Annotated in this window: 14 protein-coding genes; 7 read left to right on the top strand and 7 right to left on the bottom strand. The window is 66.0% G+C overall.

Annotated features, from left to right (window positions below):
• Positions 1–133: 133 nt before the first annotated feature.
• Entirely contained in the window at positions 134–1,723 is a 1,590-nt protein-coding gene (locus AC6JAM_RS06665) for an MFS transporter (RefSeq protein WP_497934317.1), read from the bottom strand.
• Positions 1,724–2,160: 437 nt separating this feature from the next.
• Between AC6JAM_RS06665 and AC6JAM_RS06660 the strand changes: the two genes are divergently transcribed.
• Positions 2,161–2,418, top strand: coding sequence for a hypothetical protein (locus AC6JAM_RS06660; protein ID WP_018769651.1), 258 nt, complete (start codon positions 2,161–2,163; stop codon positions 2,416–2,418).
• A 125-nt stretch (positions 2,419–2,543) separates the two neighbouring features.
• Here the strand turns inward: AC6JAM_RS06660 and AC6JAM_RS06655 are convergent, their stop codons facing one another.
• Positions 2,544–5,087 (bottom strand): ATP-dependent DNA ligase, encoded by a 2,544-nt coding sequence (locus AC6JAM_RS06655; RefSeq protein ID WP_497934316.1) that lies wholly within the window; start codon positions 5,085–5,087, stop codon positions 2,544–2,546.
• 40 nt (positions 5,088–5,127) lie between these two features.
• Between AC6JAM_RS06655 and ku the strand changes: the two genes are divergently transcribed.
• The 3 genes from ku to AC6JAM_RS06640 all read left to right on the top strand — a co-directional run bounded on the left by ku (position 5,128) and on the right by AC6JAM_RS06640 (position 7,634).
• A complete protein-coding gene (gene ku, locus AC6JAM_RS06650; RefSeq protein ID WP_056391040.1) occupies positions 5,128–6,225 on the top strand; it encodes a non-homologous end joining protein Ku in 1,098 nt (365 codons plus the stop codon).
• Positions 6,226–6,356: 131 nt separating this feature from the next.
• Positions 6,357–7,199, top strand: a complete 843-nt coding sequence (locus AC6JAM_RS06645; protein WP_018769654.1) for a class I SAM-dependent methyltransferase — start codon at positions 6,357–6,359, stop codon at positions 7,197–7,199.
• A 3-nt stretch (positions 7,200–7,202) separates the two neighbouring features.
• Positions 7,203–7,634 (top strand): SRPBCC domain-containing protein, encoded by a 432-nt coding sequence (locus AC6JAM_RS06640; protein ID WP_497934315.1) that lies wholly within the window; start codon positions 7,203–7,205, stop codon positions 7,632–7,634.
• Between the two features lie 142 nt (positions 7,635–7,776).
• Here the strand turns inward: AC6JAM_RS06640 and AC6JAM_RS06635 are convergent, their stop codons facing one another.
• The 5 genes from AC6JAM_RS06635 to AC6JAM_RS06615 form a co-directional block, all read right to left on the bottom strand.
• Positions 7,777–8,052 (bottom strand): HPr family phosphocarrier protein, encoded by a 276-nt coding sequence (locus tag AC6JAM_RS06635; protein WP_018769656.1) that lies wholly within the window; start codon positions 8,050–8,052, stop codon positions 7,777–7,779.
• Between the two features lie 66 nt (positions 8,053–8,118).
• Positions 8,119–10,215, bottom strand: coding sequence for a PTS fructose transporter subunit IIABC (locus tag AC6JAM_RS06630; protein WP_056391033.1), 2,097 nt, complete (start codon positions 10,213–10,215; stop codon positions 8,119–8,121).
• A 2-nt stretch (positions 10,216–10,217) separates the two neighbouring features.
• Positions 10,218–11,255 (bottom strand): 1-phosphofructokinase family hexose kinase, encoded by a 1,038-nt coding sequence (locus tag AC6JAM_RS06625; protein ID WP_018769658.1) that lies wholly within the window; start codon positions 11,253–11,255, stop codon positions 10,218–10,220.
• On the bottom strand, positions 11,252–12,058 hold the full coding sequence (locus AC6JAM_RS06620) for a DeoR/GlpR family DNA-binding transcription regulator (protein WP_056391029.1): 807 nt from the start codon (positions 12,056–12,058) through the stop codon (positions 11,252–11,254). The genes AC6JAM_RS06625 and AC6JAM_RS06620 overlap by 4 nt, the downstream gene beginning before the upstream one ends.
• Before the next feature lie 267 nt (positions 12,059–12,325).
• On the bottom strand, positions 12,326–12,583 hold the full coding sequence (locus AC6JAM_RS06615) for a DUF6458 family protein (RefSeq protein WP_018769660.1): 258 nt from the start codon (positions 12,581–12,583) through the stop codon (positions 12,326–12,328).
• Positions 12,584–12,755: 172 nt separating this feature from the next.
• Here AC6JAM_RS06615 and AC6JAM_RS06610 point away from each other — a divergent pair, with 172 nt between their 5' ends.
• The 3 genes from AC6JAM_RS06610 to AC6JAM_RS06600 all read left to right on the top strand — a co-directional run bounded on the left by AC6JAM_RS06610 (position 12,756) and on the right by AC6JAM_RS06600 (position 16,815).
• The gene (locus AC6JAM_RS06610; protein WP_056391027.1) at positions 12,756–13,373 is read left to right on the top strand and encodes an alpha/beta hydrolase; all 618 of its coding nucleotides are present in this window, start codon (positions 12,756–12,758) and stop codon (positions 13,371–13,373) included.
• A 218-nt stretch (positions 13,374–13,591) separates the two neighbouring features.
• Positions 13,592–14,329, top strand: a complete 738-nt coding sequence (locus AC6JAM_RS06605) for an HAD family hydrolase (RefSeq protein ID WP_497934314.1) — start codon at positions 13,592–13,594, stop codon at positions 14,327–14,329.
• A 140-nt stretch (positions 14,330–14,469) separates the two neighbouring features.
• Positions 14,470–16,815 carry a glycoside hydrolase family 65 protein gene (locus AC6JAM_RS06600; RefSeq protein ID WP_018769663.1) on the top strand — a complete coding sequence of 782 codons (2,346 nt, stop codon included), beginning with the start codon at positions 14,470–14,472 and terminating at the stop codon, positions 16,813–16,815.
• The last annotated feature ends 11 nt before the right edge of the window (positions 16,816–16,826 follow it).

The following is a 16,826-nucleotide window of genomic DNA, read 5'->3' as shown; positions in this document are numbered from 1 at the left end:
AGTCATATTGCCGGCAGTCACACTTGGACATCCGGCAGGAACGCCAAGGCCCGTCCGGCGTGCTTCCCCCAAGGAAACACGCGGGACGGGCCTGTGAGCGTGGGCTACAAGAGTGCCCGGGCGGCCGGCGGGATTATGCTCCCGCCGGAACCTTCCGGCCAGCCTGGGCGTCGATGCCGTCCTGGGTTTCAAACGGCAGTTCATCCAGGTCGATCAGCGGGTTCTCATCCTGGGTGGCCACCAGTTCCTTCGCCTCCGCCTGGGTGTCCACGCTGGGCATGGAGCCCGGCAGGGGACGGTTGGCGGATTCCTTCAGGAAGTAGATGGCGATGGCGCCCACCAGGGAGGTTGCCATGAGGTAGTAGGCAGGCATCATGTCGTTGCCCGTGGCGCTGATCAGGGCTGCCACGATGAACGGCGTGGTCCCGCCGAAGATGGCCACGGCGAAGTTGTAGGCAATGCCCATGGCTCCGTAGCGGCTGGACGTGGGGAACTGTGCCGGCAGGGCCGAGGCCAGGTTGGCCACGTAGAAGGTCACCGGGAAGGCAATCAGCGAAAGCCCTGCAAGGGTGGACCAGATCTGCCCAATGCCGATCAGCATGAATGCCGGAACAGCCAGGACGATGGTGCTCACGGCGCCGATCCAGAGCACCGGACGGCGGCCGATCCGGTCGGACAGCTTGCCGGTCAGCGGGATGCACAGGCTCATGACCACCAGCACCGGAATGGTGAGCAGCGTGCCGTGGACTTCGTCGTAGCCCTTGGACTCCGTCAGGTAGGTGGGCATGTAGGAGGTGAGGGCGTAACCGGCGGTGTTGGCAGCGGCCACCACCACCATGGCAACGATGATGGGGCGCCAGTAGGCCTTGACGATGCCCACAGGTCCCTTGGCCGTTGCGGTGTCTCCGGCGGATGCATTCTTGGCGTTTTCTTCCTGGGCATCAAGGGTTGCCTGGAACTGCGGCGATTCCTCGATCTTGCTCCGGAAATAGACGGCGATCAGGCCCAGCGGACCTGCCACCAGGAACGGGATGCGCCATCCCCACTCCTCCATGGTGTCCTGGCCAAGCGTAAGCTGCAGGACGGAAACCAGGGCGGCGCCAATGGCGAAGCCGAGGTAGCTGCCCAGGTCCAGGAAGCTGGCGAAGAAGCCGCGGCGCTTGTCGGCCGCGTATTCGCTCACGAACGTGGTGGCACCGGCATACTCGCCGCCGGTGGAAAAGCCCTGGACGACCTTAAGGAGCACCAGCAGCGCGGCGGCCCACAGTCCGATCTGTGCGTACCCGGGCAGGAGGCCGACGGCGAAGGTGCTTGCCGCCATGATCATCAGCGTGGTGGCCAGGATCTTTTGGCGGCCCACCTTGTCGCCCAGCCAGCCGAAGATGACGCCGCCCAGGGGGCGGGCGATGAAGGTGGCGGCGAAGGTTCCCAGCAGGAACAGCGTCTGGGTGGTGGGGTCGGACTCGGGAAGGAATACCGGCCCCATGGTGGTGATGAGGTAGCCGAAGACGCCTACGTCGTACCATTCCATGGTGTTGCCAACAATGGTTCCGCCGAGTGCCTTTTTGAGCATGGGCTGGTCCACCACGTTGACATCTGATTCCTTGAGCCGGCGGCGCGGCAGCAGCCTGGGCTTCTTGGCAGCCACGGGGGCTGCCGGGTCTGTTCCGCTGGCGTTCCTGGCGCCTGCTGGAGAGTCGGTCCTGCTTCGGTCTGTGGGCATTTGGGCAACTCCTATGGAGGTCATTTGCTTGCGACTTGTAGCTGCCCCGCTCTGGGCAGGCCTTCAATTTTACGGGATTTCTGTAGCGCGCCGGCAGTTCAATGGCGTAGAGTCCGCCCTTTTGGGCCACTCCAGGGGTGGATTCCGCAATTTTTTGTGCCGCGTTTTCCCGCGCCATTACTGGGAAGCACGCTGATCAACGGCGGTGTTACCAAAAATTTTCCGTCCGGAACCGTTTCAGGTCCCATTTTTGGGTGATGGCGGCCGCGAAAGTGACCGGGGCCACGGCCTTTGGAGGGGGTTCACAGGACCCCGTGGCATGCCTATGGTAGAGCGATGAACACACCTCTTTCCGGGTAACAGTCCGCGCGCGCCCGGACGCTTTTCGTTGGCGTTTCGTTTCAAGGAAGAACGAAGGAAAGAAGGGAAGAACCACAATGGGTGAACAGTCCAACCAGTTCCATATCAACCCCGAGGTGGCGGACCACCTTGCGGCGGCCATGGATGCGCCGGTGGCCCCGGGCCCTGCGGTCATGGGCACCGGCCCGATGGAGCAGCAAAGTGGATGGCCGGACGGCTACGGGAAGCGCCGGCATCCCAAGGACCGGGCTGCCGGCCATGGCCGGATGGGACATGAGGCGGCCGTGACCGCCGTCCACCGCACCGGCCGGCCGCAGATGCCGCACTCCTCGTAACCGGCACCTAAAGTAACCGGCACCTAAAACCGCCGTCGACCCGCAAATTACCTGGCGCCCCCGAAATCTGGCGGGCGTCAGGTAATTTGCGCGTCGTGGGGTGGTTGGCGCGTCGAAAACCCGGGTCAGGCTTCCCGAACCACTTCGGCCGGGTCCTTGTCCACGCGCCAGCCGCGCCACCGGGGATGCCGCAGCCTGCCCTGCCCGGTCCATTCGCCGTAGGTCACCTCGCCCACGAGTTCCGGCGAGACCCAGCGGGCGTCGGCGGCGTCGGGGCGGGGGACGTCATGGAACGGCGACGTCTTCCGGCCAAGCCGCTCCACCGTCTGCCGCAGTTCCGTGAGTTCGCGCATGCTGAAACCGCTGCCCACCCTGCCGACGTATTGCAGCTTGTCGCCGTCGGGAATTCCCACCAGCAGCGACCCCACCGTGTCCTGGCGTCCGCCCTTTCCCGGCCGCCAGCCGCCCACCACCACTTCCTGGGTCTGTTCTGTCTTGAGCTTGATCCACGTCCGGGTCCGCTGGCCGCTCACGTAGCGGCTGTCCGTCCGCTTGGCCATGATTCCTTCCAACCCAAGCTCCTGCGCGCTTTCCATGAGGAGGTCCACAGGTTCGTCCAGCACCATGGAGAGTTCCACGGGGCAGCCGGACGGGCGGAAGAATTCCTCCAGCCGGCGCCGCCGGGTGCTGAGCGGCTTGCGCCGGAGGTCTTCTCCGTTGTCGAAGAGCAGGTCGAACAGCATCAGCTGGACCGGGATGGTGGTGCGGGCTTTGGCGACGTCGGCGGCCCGGGTCAGCTTCATCCGTCCCTGCAGCAGGCCGAAGTCGGGTTTCCCCCCGGGCCCGACGGCGATGATCTCACCGTCCGCCACGAAAGGGTGCTCCGGCCAGCAGGCCCGGTCCGTGAACTCGGGATAGGTGCGGCTGACGTCGTTGCCGTTGCGGGAGAAGATCCGGACCCTCTCCCGGTCTGCCACCAGGATGGCCCGGACGCCGTCCCATTTGAGCTCGTACTGCCATGCGCTGCCCTGCAGGTCACTGGTGTTCCCGGAGGTGGCCATCATGGGTTGGTATTCCAGTGGGTCTGCGGGAGCGCCGTTGGCAGGGTCCACAGTTTCAGCAGGCGCGGCGGCCGGTGCAGGGTCCACTGCGCCTGCTTCCTGCGACGGCTCCGTCGCTGCCGGGGCCGCGTGCCGCCGTCGTCCGCCTTGATGCTCCTGGTCCATCAGGTGGACCAGCCATTGGCTTTCGGCGTCCTTGCCCTGTCCGCGGCCCGTATGGATAAGCGCGATCTTCCTGGTCCCGCCGAGGCCGCCGCCCTCCGACCCGGTCAGGGTGACGATGACTTCCTTTCCGTTGATCCACTTGTGCAGTTCGTACGTGCCGGTGTCCCAAATGGTCATGACGCCCGCCCCGTACTGTCCCTTGGGGATTGTGCCGTGGAAGGTGAGGTAGTCCATGGGATGGTCCTCGGTCTGCACTGCCAGGTTGTTCTTGGCCCCGGACTCCGGAATGCCCTTGGGCAGGGCCCACGACACCAGGACACCCTCGTGTTCCAGCCGGAGGTCGTAGTGCAGCCGGCTGGCGTGGTGCTCCTGGATCACAAAACTGTTGCCACCGGCGGGGATGCCCGCGAAGGGTTCAGGCGTTGCCTTGGGATCGCGCATGGAACGGTACCTGCCCAGGCGGGGATCGCCGTCGTGGGATGCCTCCCCCTGGCCGGGGCCGCCGTCGGGAGTGCCGTCAGCGCCTTCCGCAGCGCCGGCTGCGGCACGGGCCCCGGCATTGACGACGGCGGCGAAAGGGTCCTTGCCGTCGCGCACCCGGCGCAGGACCTCCTGGTAGTCCAGGTGCTTGAGCCCCTGGGATGCGATTTCCCGCCAGGTCCGTGGTGCGGCCACCAGGGGCGTGGGCCGGCCCCGCAGTGAGTAGGGGACCACGGTGGTCTTCGCGGCGTTGTTCTGGCTCCAGTCCACCAGTACCTTTCCCGCACGGAGCGACTTCTTCATGTCGCTGACGGCGAGGTCCGGGTGGTCCGCTTCAAGGGCCCGGGCCAGTTCCCGGGCGAAAGCGGAGATCTGCTCAGAGGTCTGCGTCCCGTCCAGCGCCGCGTAGAGGTGGATGCCCTTGCTGCCGCTGGTGACCGGCACCGGGTCCAGGCCCACATCCTGCAGGATGGACCGCGCCAGGAGGGCCACCTCGCGGCATTCGGGCAGCCCGGCCCCCTCGCCCGGGTCCAGGTCGAGCACCAGCCGGTCCGGGTTGAGTTGGTTGCCATGCGAATCCACCCGCCACTGCGGTACGTGGATTTCGATCGAGTTGATCTGGCCGAACCAGGTCAGGGTGGCGGCGTCGTTGACCAACGGGTAGTAGATGGTCCGGTCCTTGTGGGTGATCGCCGCCCGTGGCAGCCAGCCCGGCGCTGAATCCTCCAGGTCCTTCTGGAAAAACACCTCACCCGGCTTGTCCGCGGTGCCCACGCCGTTGACCCACCGCTTGCGCGTGGCGGGACGGTTGGCCGCCGCCGGGATCAGGACGTGGGCCACCGCGGCGTAGTAGGCCAGCACGTCCGCCTTGGTGGTGCCGGTCTCCGGATAGATGATTTTGTCCAGGTTGGTCAGCGTCAGTTCGCGCCCCGCTACCCGGACACGTTCCCTACTCCCGGCCACGGGGCTTCACCTCCGGCCCGCTCTGATGTTGACTGTATGAATGAGAGCCATCTGGAAAGGTGCCATCGCGTTCGGGCTGGTCAACGTGCCCGTCAAGGTCTACAGCGCCACTGAGGATCATGACATCAGTCTGCACCAGGTTCACAATGCCGACGGCGGCAGGATCCGTTACCAGCGCCGGTGCGAAGTGTGCGGCGAGGTGGTGGACTACTCGGACATCGAGAAGGCGTTCGAGGAGGACGGCCGCACGGTGGTCCTGTCCAAGGATGAACTCAAGTCCATTCCCGCGGAGAACAGCCACGAGATCGAGGTGGTGCAGTTCGTCCCGTCTGAGCAGCTCGAACCCATGATGTTCGAGAAGAGCTATTACCTGGAGCCGGACTCCAAGTCGCCCAAGGCCTACGTGCTGCTCCGCCGGGCCCTGGAGGACACGGACCGGGTGGCCATCGTCCAGTTCGCGCTGCGGGAGAAAACCCGGCTGGGGGCCCTGCGGATCAAGGACGACGTGCTGGTGCTGCAGTCCCTTCTCTGGCCCGACGAGGTACGGGAGGCGAACTTTCCCGCCCTGGACGCCGACATCAGGATCTCCGCCCAGGAACGGGACATGTCCGCGGCGCTGGTGGAGTCGATGGCTGCCGATTTCGACCCCACGTCCTTCACCGACGAGTACCAGGTGCAGCTCCGCCAGCTCATCGAGGCCAAGCTCGAACAGGGTGAATCGCTGGACACGGAGGAGACCTTCGGCGTCGAAGCCGGTGAGGGCGGCAAGGGCGAGGTCATCGACCTGATGGAGGCCCTCAAGCGGAGCCTGGACAGGAAGCGTGGCGGCGGCGAGGCCGCTGCCACGGGGACTTCCGACGACGAAGCAGATACCGGGGAGGAGGAGGCCGAGCCCGCCAAACCGGCGCGGAAAGCGTCCGCGAAGTCCCCGGCTCCGAAAACCGCTGCCGCCAAGTCGAGCGCAGCCAAATCGACGGCTTCCAAGTCAACGGCCGCCAAATCGGGTGCAGCCAAATCAACCGCCTCCAAATCAACAGCGTCTAAATCAGCGGCCAAGTCCACGGACACCAAGTCCACTGGAACCAAGACCGCAGAAAAGCCTGCGGCCAAGGCCACCAGGGCGCGCAAGCCTGCCTGACCCGGGCGCCCAGCCGCAATCCTGCCTTTACAGCGGCCTGTATCGCGTCCACAATGAGTCGCATCGCAGCCTCCGCTGTGCCAACAGTGTGCTGTCGCCCATTTTGAACGGACACGTAGAGGGGCACGGACATGGACAACCAGACCGACGTGATGGACGCTGACCGGGAGCTGAAGAAGAAGCACCGGGCCATGTGGGCGTCAGGTGACTACCCGGCCCTCGCCGATGAGATGCTCCTGGAACTGGGCGCCGTCCTCGTCGAAGCCTCCGGTATCAGGCCGCGCCAGCGGGTCCTCGACGTGGCGGCAGGAACCGGCAATGCAGCCATTCCCGCAGCCATGATGGGTGCCAAAGTGGTGGCCAGCGACCTCACCCCCGAGCTTTTCGAGGCGGGGCGCCGGGAAGCCGCGAACCGCGGCGTCAGCCTGGAGTGGCAGGAAGGGGACGCCGAAGCCCTGCCCTTCGGCGATGCCGAGTTCGACGCTGTGATGTCCTGCATCGGCGTCATGTTCGCGCCGCACCACCAGGCGGCGGCCGACGAGTTGCTCCGGGTGTGCAAGCCGGGAGGGTCCATAGGGCTGCTGTGCTGGACGCCGGAAGGGTTCATCGGGCAGATGTTTACCGCGATGAAGCCGTTCGCTCCACCGCCCCCGCCGGGTGCGCAGCCGGCGCCGCTGTGGGGGAGCGAGGAGCATGTCCGCGAACTGTTGGGCGACAGGGTTACCGAAATCCATACCCGCAAGCAGAACCTGGCGGTCAAGAGCTTCCACCAGCCCGCGGACTTCGTCAGGTACTTCAAGTCCCATTACGGCCCCATGATCTCCGTGTACAAATCACTGGGCGAGGACCAGGACAAGGTCAAGGCACTGGACCAGGCCCTCACGGAACTGGCGGACTCGTTCGGCGACGCCCACGGCGACGTGCCTTTCCAGATGGAATGGGAGTACCTGCTCTTCACGGCCAGGAAAGCCTGAGCCATGGCGGAGAACCATGTGGCAACGTCCGCCAGCACCATCAACGCAAGTCCTGGGCGGGTGTGGGAGGTGATCACGGACCCGGCTGCCGTAAAGGAGTTCATGTTCGGGACCACGCTGGAGACCGACTGGAACGTTGGAAGCCCCATCACCTGGCAGGGCGAGTGGGAAGGAAAGGCGTACCAGGACAAAGGCGAAATCCTGGCGGTTGAACCGGGACGGAAACTGGTCCACACCCATTTCAGCCCGTTGTCCGGCCAGGAGGACGAGCCGGACAACTACCACACACTCGAATGGACGCTCGAGGACCAGGGCGGCGCCACCCGGCTGACACTGGCCCAGGACAGGAACCCCACCGAGGAAGCCGCCGCGCACTCGAAAGCCATGTGGGACAAGCTCCTGGCCGACGTCAAGGCGCTCGCTGAACGCCGCTGACCCGCCCTCCCTTGGAACCAACGCTTAACCGGGGTGCCCAACGCTTAAAAGCCAAGCGGCCGCCGTCGGATGTTCTTCCAATGGGGGAACATCCGACGGCGGCCGCCGGCTTGTGTGCTGCCCTCAGGCAGCGTGGCTGCTGCTAGGCGTCGTGGTCCGTTTCCAGGATCTGCACCAGGTGGTCCAGCGCATCGTCCGCACCGGCACCTTCGGCGCGGAGCACCACCACGTCGCCGTGCGACGCGCCCAGGCTCATAAGGGACAGGATGCTGGCGGCGTCCATCGCCTCGTCGACCGGCTCGCCTTCACGGGCGATGGTGATGTCCAGGTCGTACTCGCCGGCTGCCTCTGCAAAGATGGCGGCGGGGCGGGCGTGCAGGCCCACGCGGCTGGCGACGGTTGCGGTGCGTTCTGGCATTGTTGCTCCTTAGTCTTTCGGCGTGCTGAGGGTTCAGCGGCCGGTGGGGTATGCGGCTAAGCCGGTTCAGACGGTTACGGGAACCGGTTCAACCGTATCAACGGTCTTCTTGACTGCCCAGCGCTTCAGGGCGATGACCGACAGCGCGGTGATTACCGTACCGACGGCGATTGAGACGACGAACATCAGGAAGTTGTCGATGGCGAAGAACACGAAGAGTCCGCCGTGGGGCGCCTTGGACCCGACGCCCGCCGCCATCGAGATGGCTCCGGTCACGGCCCCGCCCAGCATGCTGGCGGGGATGACGCGCAGCGGGTCGGCTGCGGCGAAGGGGATTGCACCTTCGGAGATGAAGGAGGCCCCCAGCAGCCAGGCGGCCTTGCCGTTTTCCTGCTCAGCCAGGCTGAAGAGCTTCTTGTTCAGGACGGTGGAGGCCAGTGCCATGGCCAGCGGGGGAACCATGCCGGACGCCATGACGGCTGCCATGATCTGCCACGGTGCCTGGTTGTCCATGGTTGCTGCACCCAGGCCGGCGACGGCGAAGGAGTAGGCAACCTTGTTGACCGGTCCGCCGAGGTCGAAGCACATCATCAGGCCCAGGATTACGCCCAGGGCGATGGCGCCGGCGCCGGTCAGGCCCGACAGCCACGCGTTCAGGCCCTTGGTGATGGCCACGATCGGTCCGCCAAGGATGACGAACATCAGGCCGGAAGCCACCAGGGATGCCAGCAGCGGGATGATGACCACCGGCATCAGGCCGCGCAGCCACCGGGCCACCTGCAGGCGGCCCACCACGTGGGCGATGTAACCGGCGAGCAGGCCGCCGACGATACCGCCGAGGAAGCCGGCTCCCATGAATCCGGCCACTGCACCGGCAACGAAGCCGGGGGCGATACCCGGACGGTCAGCGATCGCGTAGGCGATGTAGCCGGCCAGCGCCGGGACCAGGAAGCCCAGTGAAAGCGCACCGATCTTGAACAGCACCGCGCCCAGGTAGGCGCCCAGCGGGCCCCAGGCGTTGTCAGGGAACTCGGTGGGCAGGTTGAAGAGGCTGTTCTGGACCACGATGTTGTCTGCGTACTTGGTGATCAGGTAGCCGCCCATGAGGAAGCCGAGGGCGATCAGGAGGCCACCACCTGCCACGAACGGAATCATGTAGCTGACACCGGTGAGCAGGGCCTTCTTGAGCTTCTGCCCGATGTGCTCGCCCTTTTCCTCAGCCTCGTGCTCGGCCTGCTCCTCAGCCCCGAAGTGCGGGACGCGCCGGGCATTGGGGTTGTCGGCTGCGGCGAGCGCTTCCTGGACCATCTTGTCCGGCTCGTCGATGCCGCGCTTCACGGGGGCGTTGATGACGGGCTTGCCGGCGAAGCGCTCCTTGCCGCGCACGTCAACGTCCACGGCGAAGATCACGGCGTCCGCCGCGGCGATGACGGCGGGGTCCAGCGCCTTGGCGCCGGAGGAACCCTGGGTTTCCACCTGCAGGTCCACGCCTGCTTCCCTGGCGGCTGCCACGAGGGAATCGGCCGCCATGTAGGTGTGTGCGATGCCGGTGGGGCATGCGGTGACGGCGACGAGGCGCTTCGGGCCCTTGCCGGCGGAACCTGCCGATGCCCCTGCGGGCGCACCGGCAGCAGCCGGGGAACCGGTTGAACCGACGCCGGCGCCAACCGGGACTGCGTCAGCGGGGGCGGGTGCGGCGTGTGCGGCCGGCTTGTCAGCCAGTGCGCCTTCGACCAGTTCCACAATCTCCGTTTCCGATGAAGCGTTGCGGAGGGCTGCGGTGAAGTCCTTCTTGATCAGGGACCGTGCCAGCTTGGACAGCAGCTTCAGGTGCTCCTGGTCCGCGCCGTCCGGAGCGGCAATGAAGAACACCAGGTCTGCCGGTCCGTCCTTGGCGCCGAAGTCCACCTTCGGGTTGAGCCGGGCCATGGCCAGGGTGGGCACGGTGACCGCTGCAGAGCGGCAGTGCGGGATGGCGATGCCGCCGGGGATTCCGGTGGCCGTCTTCTGCTCGCGGGCGAAGGCGTCTGCGAACAGGCCTTCGACTTCTGAGGCGCGTCCGGCGGCAGCTACCTTGCTTGCCAGATGCCGGATCACCGTTTCGGGGGCATTGCCCAGGTTCTGGTCGAGCTCGACCAGTTCCGTGGTGATGAGCTGGGTCACTGTCAATCCTTTCGAAGGGCCGTGATGGTTACGGCATCCGGGGTGGTTTGGTTTACTGCCGGAACAGTGGAACCCGGCAGGGAGGCAGCGGCGGCACCATGGGCCACCGCCTGGCGAAGGCAGTCGGCAGGGGCGGCGCCCCGGCCGTGGGCAAGCAGGTAGCCGGCAAGAGCGGAATCGCCCGCGCCTACCGTACTGACCGCGGCGACCGGCGGGTGCGTGGCCAGCCACGCGCCGTCGGCCGTAACAAGGACAGCTCCCTTGGAACCGAGAGTTGCCAGCACAGCACCCACACCGGAACGTACGACGGCGGCTGCGGCGGCCGCGGCAGCAGCCGGGTCCGCTTCCAGTTCGTCACCGGAGGCCGGGGCGAAGCCGGCGGCTGCGGCCAGCTCCGCCAGTTCCTCGGCATTGGGCTTGAGGAGGTCCGGTTTCCCGGAACCTGTGGTTGTTCCGCCGCCGGTGCCTGGTCCGCCGCTGGTTCCGGCGTCAGAGGCGCCGTTGCCAGTCAACGCGGCGGCCAGGGGCGCCCCGGAGGAGTCGACGGCGATCAGCGGCGCAGTGCCGTTGCCCGCCTCCCGGATCCGCCGGGCCACCGTGGCGTAGAAGTTGTCCGGGAATCCAGGCGGCAGCGAGCCGGCCAGGACCACCCAGCTGGCACCGCGGGAGCTTTCCAGCAGCAGCTTGACGAGGGCTTCCTGCTGGTCGGCGCCCAGGACGGGGCCGGGTTCGTTGATCTTGGTGGTCACGCCGCCGGGCTCGGTGAGCGCCACGTTGGTGCGCAGCGGCTCATCGATGGGGAGCGAGACGAAGGGAACTGCGCTTTCACGCAGGCCGGCGAGGACGGGATCGCTGTCCGCCCCGGGGAGGACGGCAAGCGACTCCAGGCCGGAAGCCACCAGTGCACGGGAGACGTTGACGCCCTTGCCGCCGGACTCCTGGCGGACGGAGACGGCGCGCTGCACTTCACCCCTTTCCAGCGGGCCCGGGAGGGCGACGGTCCGGTCAAGGCTGGGGTTGGCCGTGAAGGTGATGATCATGCGACCACCACGTCTACGCCGGCATCTTCCAGGGCGGCTGCGAGCTCAGGTCCGGGTTCACTGTCTGTGATCAAGGTGTCCAGATCTTTCAGGGAGGCGAACTGGACCAGGGTTTCCGTGTCCAGCTTGGAGGAGTCGGCCAGCACCACAATGCGGCGTGCCGACTGGACGAAGGCTGCCTTGACGGCTGCTTCTTCAGGATCGGGAGTGCTGACGCCAAAAGTGGCGTGGATGCCATTGGTGCCGATGAACGCTATGTCGGGGCGGATGCGGGCGGCGGCGTTCACGGTTGCCTGTCCCACGGCCACCTGGGTGATTCCGCGGACCCGGCCGCCCAGGATTTGCAGGGCAACGCCGGGGACGTTGGAGAGCTTGCTGGCGATGGGGACGGCGTGGGTGATGACCACCAGTTCGTGGTGGGGTCCGTTCCCGTCGGAAGGTTCGACGGCGGTGCGCCGCGCCAGCATGTCTGCCAGCACCTCGGTGGTGGTGCCGCCGTCCATGAGGACGCTGGCGGACGAGTTCCGGGGGATCAGGGCCAGGGCGGCTTCGGCAATCCGGATTTTTTGGTCCGGCCGCTGGATGGCCCGGTCGGTAACGCTTTCCTCGGTGGTGCTGAAGCGGTCTGCCGCTACCGCGCCGCCGTGGACTCGGCGGACAGTGCCGGCATTTTCCAGGGCTGCAAGGTCCCGGCGGACTGTTTCGGTGGTGATACTGAAGCGCTCAGCCAGCAGGGTCACACTGACCCGGCCGCTGCCGGCGACAAGCTCGGCAATCTTTTGCTGGCGCTCCTCGGCGAACACGTACCCTCCGTTGCGTAGGTCCTGCTGTATCTGTTGCCTTGCGGGTTCCCGACTTCGACGTGACTGGCATCACATCGATGTTGAGTTACTTGACTTTATCTTTGCTTCTGTTGGTTTGTCAATGGAAACCAACATGAAACAATATTTGCGTTTCTTGGGGGGAGGTGCCGGGAATGGCGAAAGCCGGGCTGGACAGGTTCTGTCCAGCCCGGCTTTCCGGGTTTTCATCGCCGCCTCTCCGGGCACCTGCCCCGAATTGCGCCTTGCTTAGACGCCGCCGTCGCGGCTTTCGTGCCGGGTGATGCGCTCGCCGGTATTGGGGTCAATGACGGAGCGGGACTCGCTCACGCGGCGGCTGCGGCCGGGGGAAGCGAGGATGAGCGAAGCGATCAGTCCGATCACGCCCACGGCCATCAGGATGTAGCCCACCAGCTGCTGGTCCACGAATGGAATCAGTCCTGGAGCAACGGCCCAGGCAAGGATGGCGCCGAGGGCGATGAGGAAGATTGACGAGCCGATTCTCATGACTTGCTCCTTAGGGCCGCGTCCTGCGCGGCGCTGGTAGGGCCTGACGGAAAGGTGGTGCGTACACTTCGAAAGCTAAGCCTGCTGTCTGTCAAGCGTCACGCTACCTCCCTGTGATTCCGGATTCAACGACCCGCCCGGGACGGCGCGGTTCCATGGCTAGGCTTGTCCGGTGGAAACAGTTGTGTGGTCCAGGCCGGAAGGGCAACGCGCCGGCACTCCCTTACTGGTGATGATGCATGGATACGGGACGGACGAGTCGCGGATGGTGCGCCTGTTCGAGTACCTGCCGCAGGAGTTCACCTTCGCGGCACTGCGGGCCCCCATGCCCATCGGCGACCACTGGGGCTGGTTCCTGCTCGACTACTTCCTGGCCAACGACTTTGCGGACGTCATCTCGGCCGCCAACGCGGTGCACGCCTGGATCAGTTCCGTCAAGGACCGGCACAGCAGCGTCAGCCTCATGGGGTACTCCCAGGGCATGGCCATGGCCAGCACCCTCCTGCGGCTGCATCCCGAAGACTATAAGGCCGTCGTGGGGCTGTCCGGCTTCGTACTCAACAACGAGCTCCTCTCCGTGATGGATTCGTTCGAGGCCAAGCCGCCGTTCTTCTGGGGCCGGGACAAGGCGGACCTGGTGATTAACGAAGACGCCGTTGCCTACACCGCCGAATGGCTCGAAAAGAACACGCTGTTGACTGCCCGCACCTACCCGGGGATGGGGCACGCCATGTCCAAGGCGGAAATGGTGGACGTCAGCGCCTTCCTGCGCCATTACGTGCTGCGCTGACCCCTATGCTGCTGCATGGCCGTGGGCAGTTGTGTGAACGGCTAAAAAAACATTTGCAAGTCAAATTTGCAAGCGCTTACACTCGTCTACGGCCATGATCGGTCCTGCAGTGGGCGGGCAAGGAAGCGATGCTGTGCGCAAATGCGCCGGCAGCACCTTCCTTCAGGCTGTCCCGGCAGGGCCGGTAGTCCGCAACCCGAGAGGACACCGCACTGCTGATGACACAACAAACTGCAGCTGATACCGCCGCCTGGACCGGCGCGGCAGCAATCCTGTTTGACCTGGACGGGGTGCTGACGCCCACGGCCACTGTGCATGAGCGTGCCTGGCAGGAACTGTTCGACGGATACCTGGCCTCGCAGCCGGGGGTCTCCGGTTACAGCGAAAGCGACTACTTCGACCATATCGACGGCAAGCCCCGCTTTGACGGAGTGCGCGACTTCCTGGCGTCCCGGGGACTCACGCTGCCGGAAGGCCCGCTGGATGACGACCCTTCCAATGACACGGTCCAGGGCCTGGGCAACCGGAAGAACGCGATCTTCAACGACATCGTGAGCGCCGGCGTCGAACCGTTCGAAGGCTCGGTGCGCTTCCTCCAGGCTGCGCTTGAGCGCGGACTCAAGGTCGCCGTCGTCTCCTCCTCCCGCAATGCCCCCGCCGTCCTGAAGGCCGCCGGACTCAGCCACCATTTCGCCGTCGTAGTGGACGGGGTGGTGGCCGCAGAGCGTGGCCTCCCCGGAAAGCCAAGCCCGGCCACCTACGAATACGCAGCCAAGCTGCTGGACCTGGCCAGCTCCGGGTGCGTGGTGGTGGAAGACGCCGTGTCCGGCGTGCAGGCCGGACACGCGGGATCGTTCCACTCGGTCATTGGCGTGGACCGGGGCGCAGGGCGGCAGACGCTGCTCGATGCCGGAGCCACCCTGGTGGTCAACGACCTCCAGGAACTTCTTCCCTAAACCCGCCGCCAGAAACCCCGTTGCCTTCCCCCGGGCAACCCCTGCTGCTTCCCCGGCAGCACCAATTCGAATACCGCATTCCCCCGAATACTCCGTGCCGGCCCGCCCGCCCGCACGGCATCGCCAAAAGGACCCCGACCATGGCACTGATCACTGCGGACCGCGAACGGTTCCCCGACACCCCCTGGCAGCTCGTTGAAACGCGCCATGAATCCGAAAACGCGGGAACGCTTGAGACCCTGTTTGCCCTGGGCAACGGGCACCTGGGCATCCGGGGTGCCCATTGGGCTGCGGCCGACGCCGAACTCCCGGGCAGCTTCATCAACGGGCTGCACGAAATCTGGGACATCAAGCACGCCGAGAATGCGTTTGGGTTCGCCCGGACGGGGCAGCGCATCCTCTACATCCCGGACGCCAACAACTTCACCGTGGTGGTGGACGGGGAAAGCCTGAGCCTGGCCGAATCCGAGGTCGTCGACTACCGGCGCAGCATCGACTTCTGCACCGGCATCTACGAATGCCGCATCACCTGGCAATGCCGGTCCGGCGCCGTGGTGACCACCACGGAACGGCGGGCCGTTGGCTTCGCCTCCCGCGGCAGCCTTGGTATTTCGCTTGACGTTGCCACGGACCGCCAGGTCTCCCTGGACGTCACCTCCTCCGTCATCAACCGGCAGGACCAGCCGGTGGAAGACCACTCCGTGCATGATCCGCGCCGCGCGGGCCGCCACGCCGGGCGCGTGCTTTTGCCCGTGCGGCTCGACGGCGGCGATGGCTCCCTGCGCCTGTCCTGGGAGGCCTCCGAATCAAAGCAGCGCGTGGGGATCGCGGTTGACCATTGGACGTCCCCCGGGCACCAGCCGTTCGAGACTCTGGTGGACCAGGATGACAGCAGCGTCCGGTACGTCCTGGCAGTGGATGCCGCCGAGCCGTTCCGGCTGGAAAAGAGCGTCAGCTACGCCGCCGGCCGCACGGTGCAGGACCCTGACGTCGACGCAGCTGCAGTGGCCGAAGAGGCGCTGCGCCCGGTGAATGACATCTTTGCCGAGAGCGAAGCCCATTTCCGCGGCTACTGGGCCACATCGGACATTGTGGTTGAGGGCGGCGGGCCCGGCCTGCAGCAGGCTATCCGGTGGAACCTGTTCCAGCTGGCGCAGGCCACCGCGCGCGCCGATGTTGCCGGCATCCCTGCCAAGGGCGTGACGGGCTCGGGTTACGAGGGGCACTACTTCTGGGACCAGGAAGTGTACCTGTTGCCGTACCTCACCTACACCAATCCCGACGGCGCCCGGCAGGTTTTGGAGTTCCGCCACGGCATGCTGCCCGAAGCCAAGATCCGCGCCAAGGAGCTGAGCGTTGACGGCGCCCTCTTCCCGTGGCGCACTATCAACGGGCTCGAGGCCAGCGCCTATTACGCCGCCGGCACCGCGCAGTTCCACATCGCGGCCGCCATCGCCTTTGCCACCAACAGGTACCTCTGGGCCACCGGCGACGCCGCCTTCCGGGAAGGAATGGGTGCCGAGCTGCTGATCGAGACCGCCCGGATGTGGATCTCCCTGGGCTTCTTCGGCAAGGACGGCCTCTTCCATATCCACGGCGTCACCGGCCCTGATGAGTACACGGCCGTGGTGAACGACAACCTGTACACAAACGTGATGGCCCGCTTCAACCTGCGTGCCGCCGCCGCGCTTGAGCATGCCGAAATCACCAACGAAGAGCGCCAGATGTGGGAAGCCGCGGCCAGCCGGATGCAGCTTCCGTTCGACGAGCGGATGCAGGTGCACTCCCAGGACAATGACTTCATGACCCTGGAGGCCTGGGACTGGACCACGCCGCGGTCCAAGTATCCGCTGCTCCTGCACTTCCACCCGCTGGTGATTTACCGCCACCAGGTCCTCAAGCAGGCCGACACGGTGCTTGCCATGTTCCTGCAGTGGCAGGATTTCACGGCGGAGGAAAAGCAGCGCGCCTTCGACTTCTACGATCCCATCACTACGGGCGACTCCACCCTGTCCGCCTGCGTCCAGGGCATCATGGCCGCCGAGGTGGGCTACTTCAAGGAGGCCCTGGACCACTTCACCAACGCCGTGTTCATCGACCTCGACGACACCCACGGCAACACCATCGACGGCGTGCATATCGCGTCCACAGGCGGCGTATGGAGTTCCCTGGTGTGCGGTTTCGCCGGACTGCGCGACCAGGGCCCGGTCCCGTTTTTCGATCCGCGCCTGCCCGGACAGTGGGAAGGGCTTGCCTTCCACCTGAAGATCCGCGGCCGCCTGCTGCTGGTCCGGCTTTCTGCCGACGCCATTACGCTCACGGTCCAGGAGGGCGAACCCCTGGAGGTGGACGTCCGCGGCCAGCGGTTGATGGTCACGGGCCAGCCCGTGCAGGTGCACCTGGAGCGCATCCCGGAGCCGGAGCCCACGGTCTTCCCGAGCGGACCACCGACGGCGAGCATTCCCGTGGTGCGCGGCAGAAGCTAGGTTCACGGGTG

It is taken from the genome of Arthrobacter sp. GmRoot5-12, assembly GCF_059739365.1.
Note: the sequence above shows the minus strand (reverse complement) of the source record. Positions and strands in the feature narration are given on the sequence as shown.

Excerpts from the sequence above, each read along its gene's own strand:
- ku (WP_056391040.1), top strand. The coding sequence starts at position 5,128 with ATGAGAGCCATCTGGAAAGGTGCCATCGCGTTCGGGCTGGTCAACGTG.
- AC6JAM_RS06605 (WP_497934314.1), top strand. The coding sequence starts at position 13,592 with ATGACACAACAAACTGCAGCTGATACCGCCGCCTGGACCGGCGCGGCA.
- AC6JAM_RS06625 (WP_018769658.1), bottom strand. The coding sequence starts at position 11,255 with ATGATCATCACCTTCACGGCCAACCCCAGCCTTGACCGGACCGTCGCC.
- AC6JAM_RS06615 (WP_018769660.1), bottom strand. The coding sequence starts at position 12,583 with ATGAGAATCGGCTCGTCAATCTTCCTCATCGCCCTCGGCGCCATCCTT.
- AC6JAM_RS06645 (WP_018769654.1), top strand. The coding sequence starts at position 6,357 with ATGGACAACCAGACCGACGTGATGGACGCTGACCGGGAGCTGAAGAAG.
- AC6JAM_RS06600 (WP_018769663.1), top strand. The coding sequence starts at position 14,470 with ATGGCACTGATCACTGCGGACCGCGAACGGTTCCCCGACACCCCCTGG.
- AC6JAM_RS06640 (WP_497934315.1), top strand. The coding sequence starts at position 7,203 with ATGGCGGAGAACCATGTGGCAACGTCCGCCAGCACCATCAACGCAAGT.
- AC6JAM_RS06635 (WP_018769656.1), bottom strand. The coding sequence starts at position 8,052 with ATGCCAGAACGCACCGCAACCGTCGCCAGCCGCGTGGGCCTGCACGCC.
- AC6JAM_RS06660 (WP_018769651.1), top strand. The coding sequence starts at position 2,161 with ATGGGTGAACAGTCCAACCAGTTCCATATCAACCCCGAGGTGGCGGAC.
- AC6JAM_RS06665 (WP_497934317.1), bottom strand. The coding sequence starts at position 1,723 with ATGCCCACAGACCGAAGCAGGACCGACTCTCCAGCAGGCGCCAGGAAC.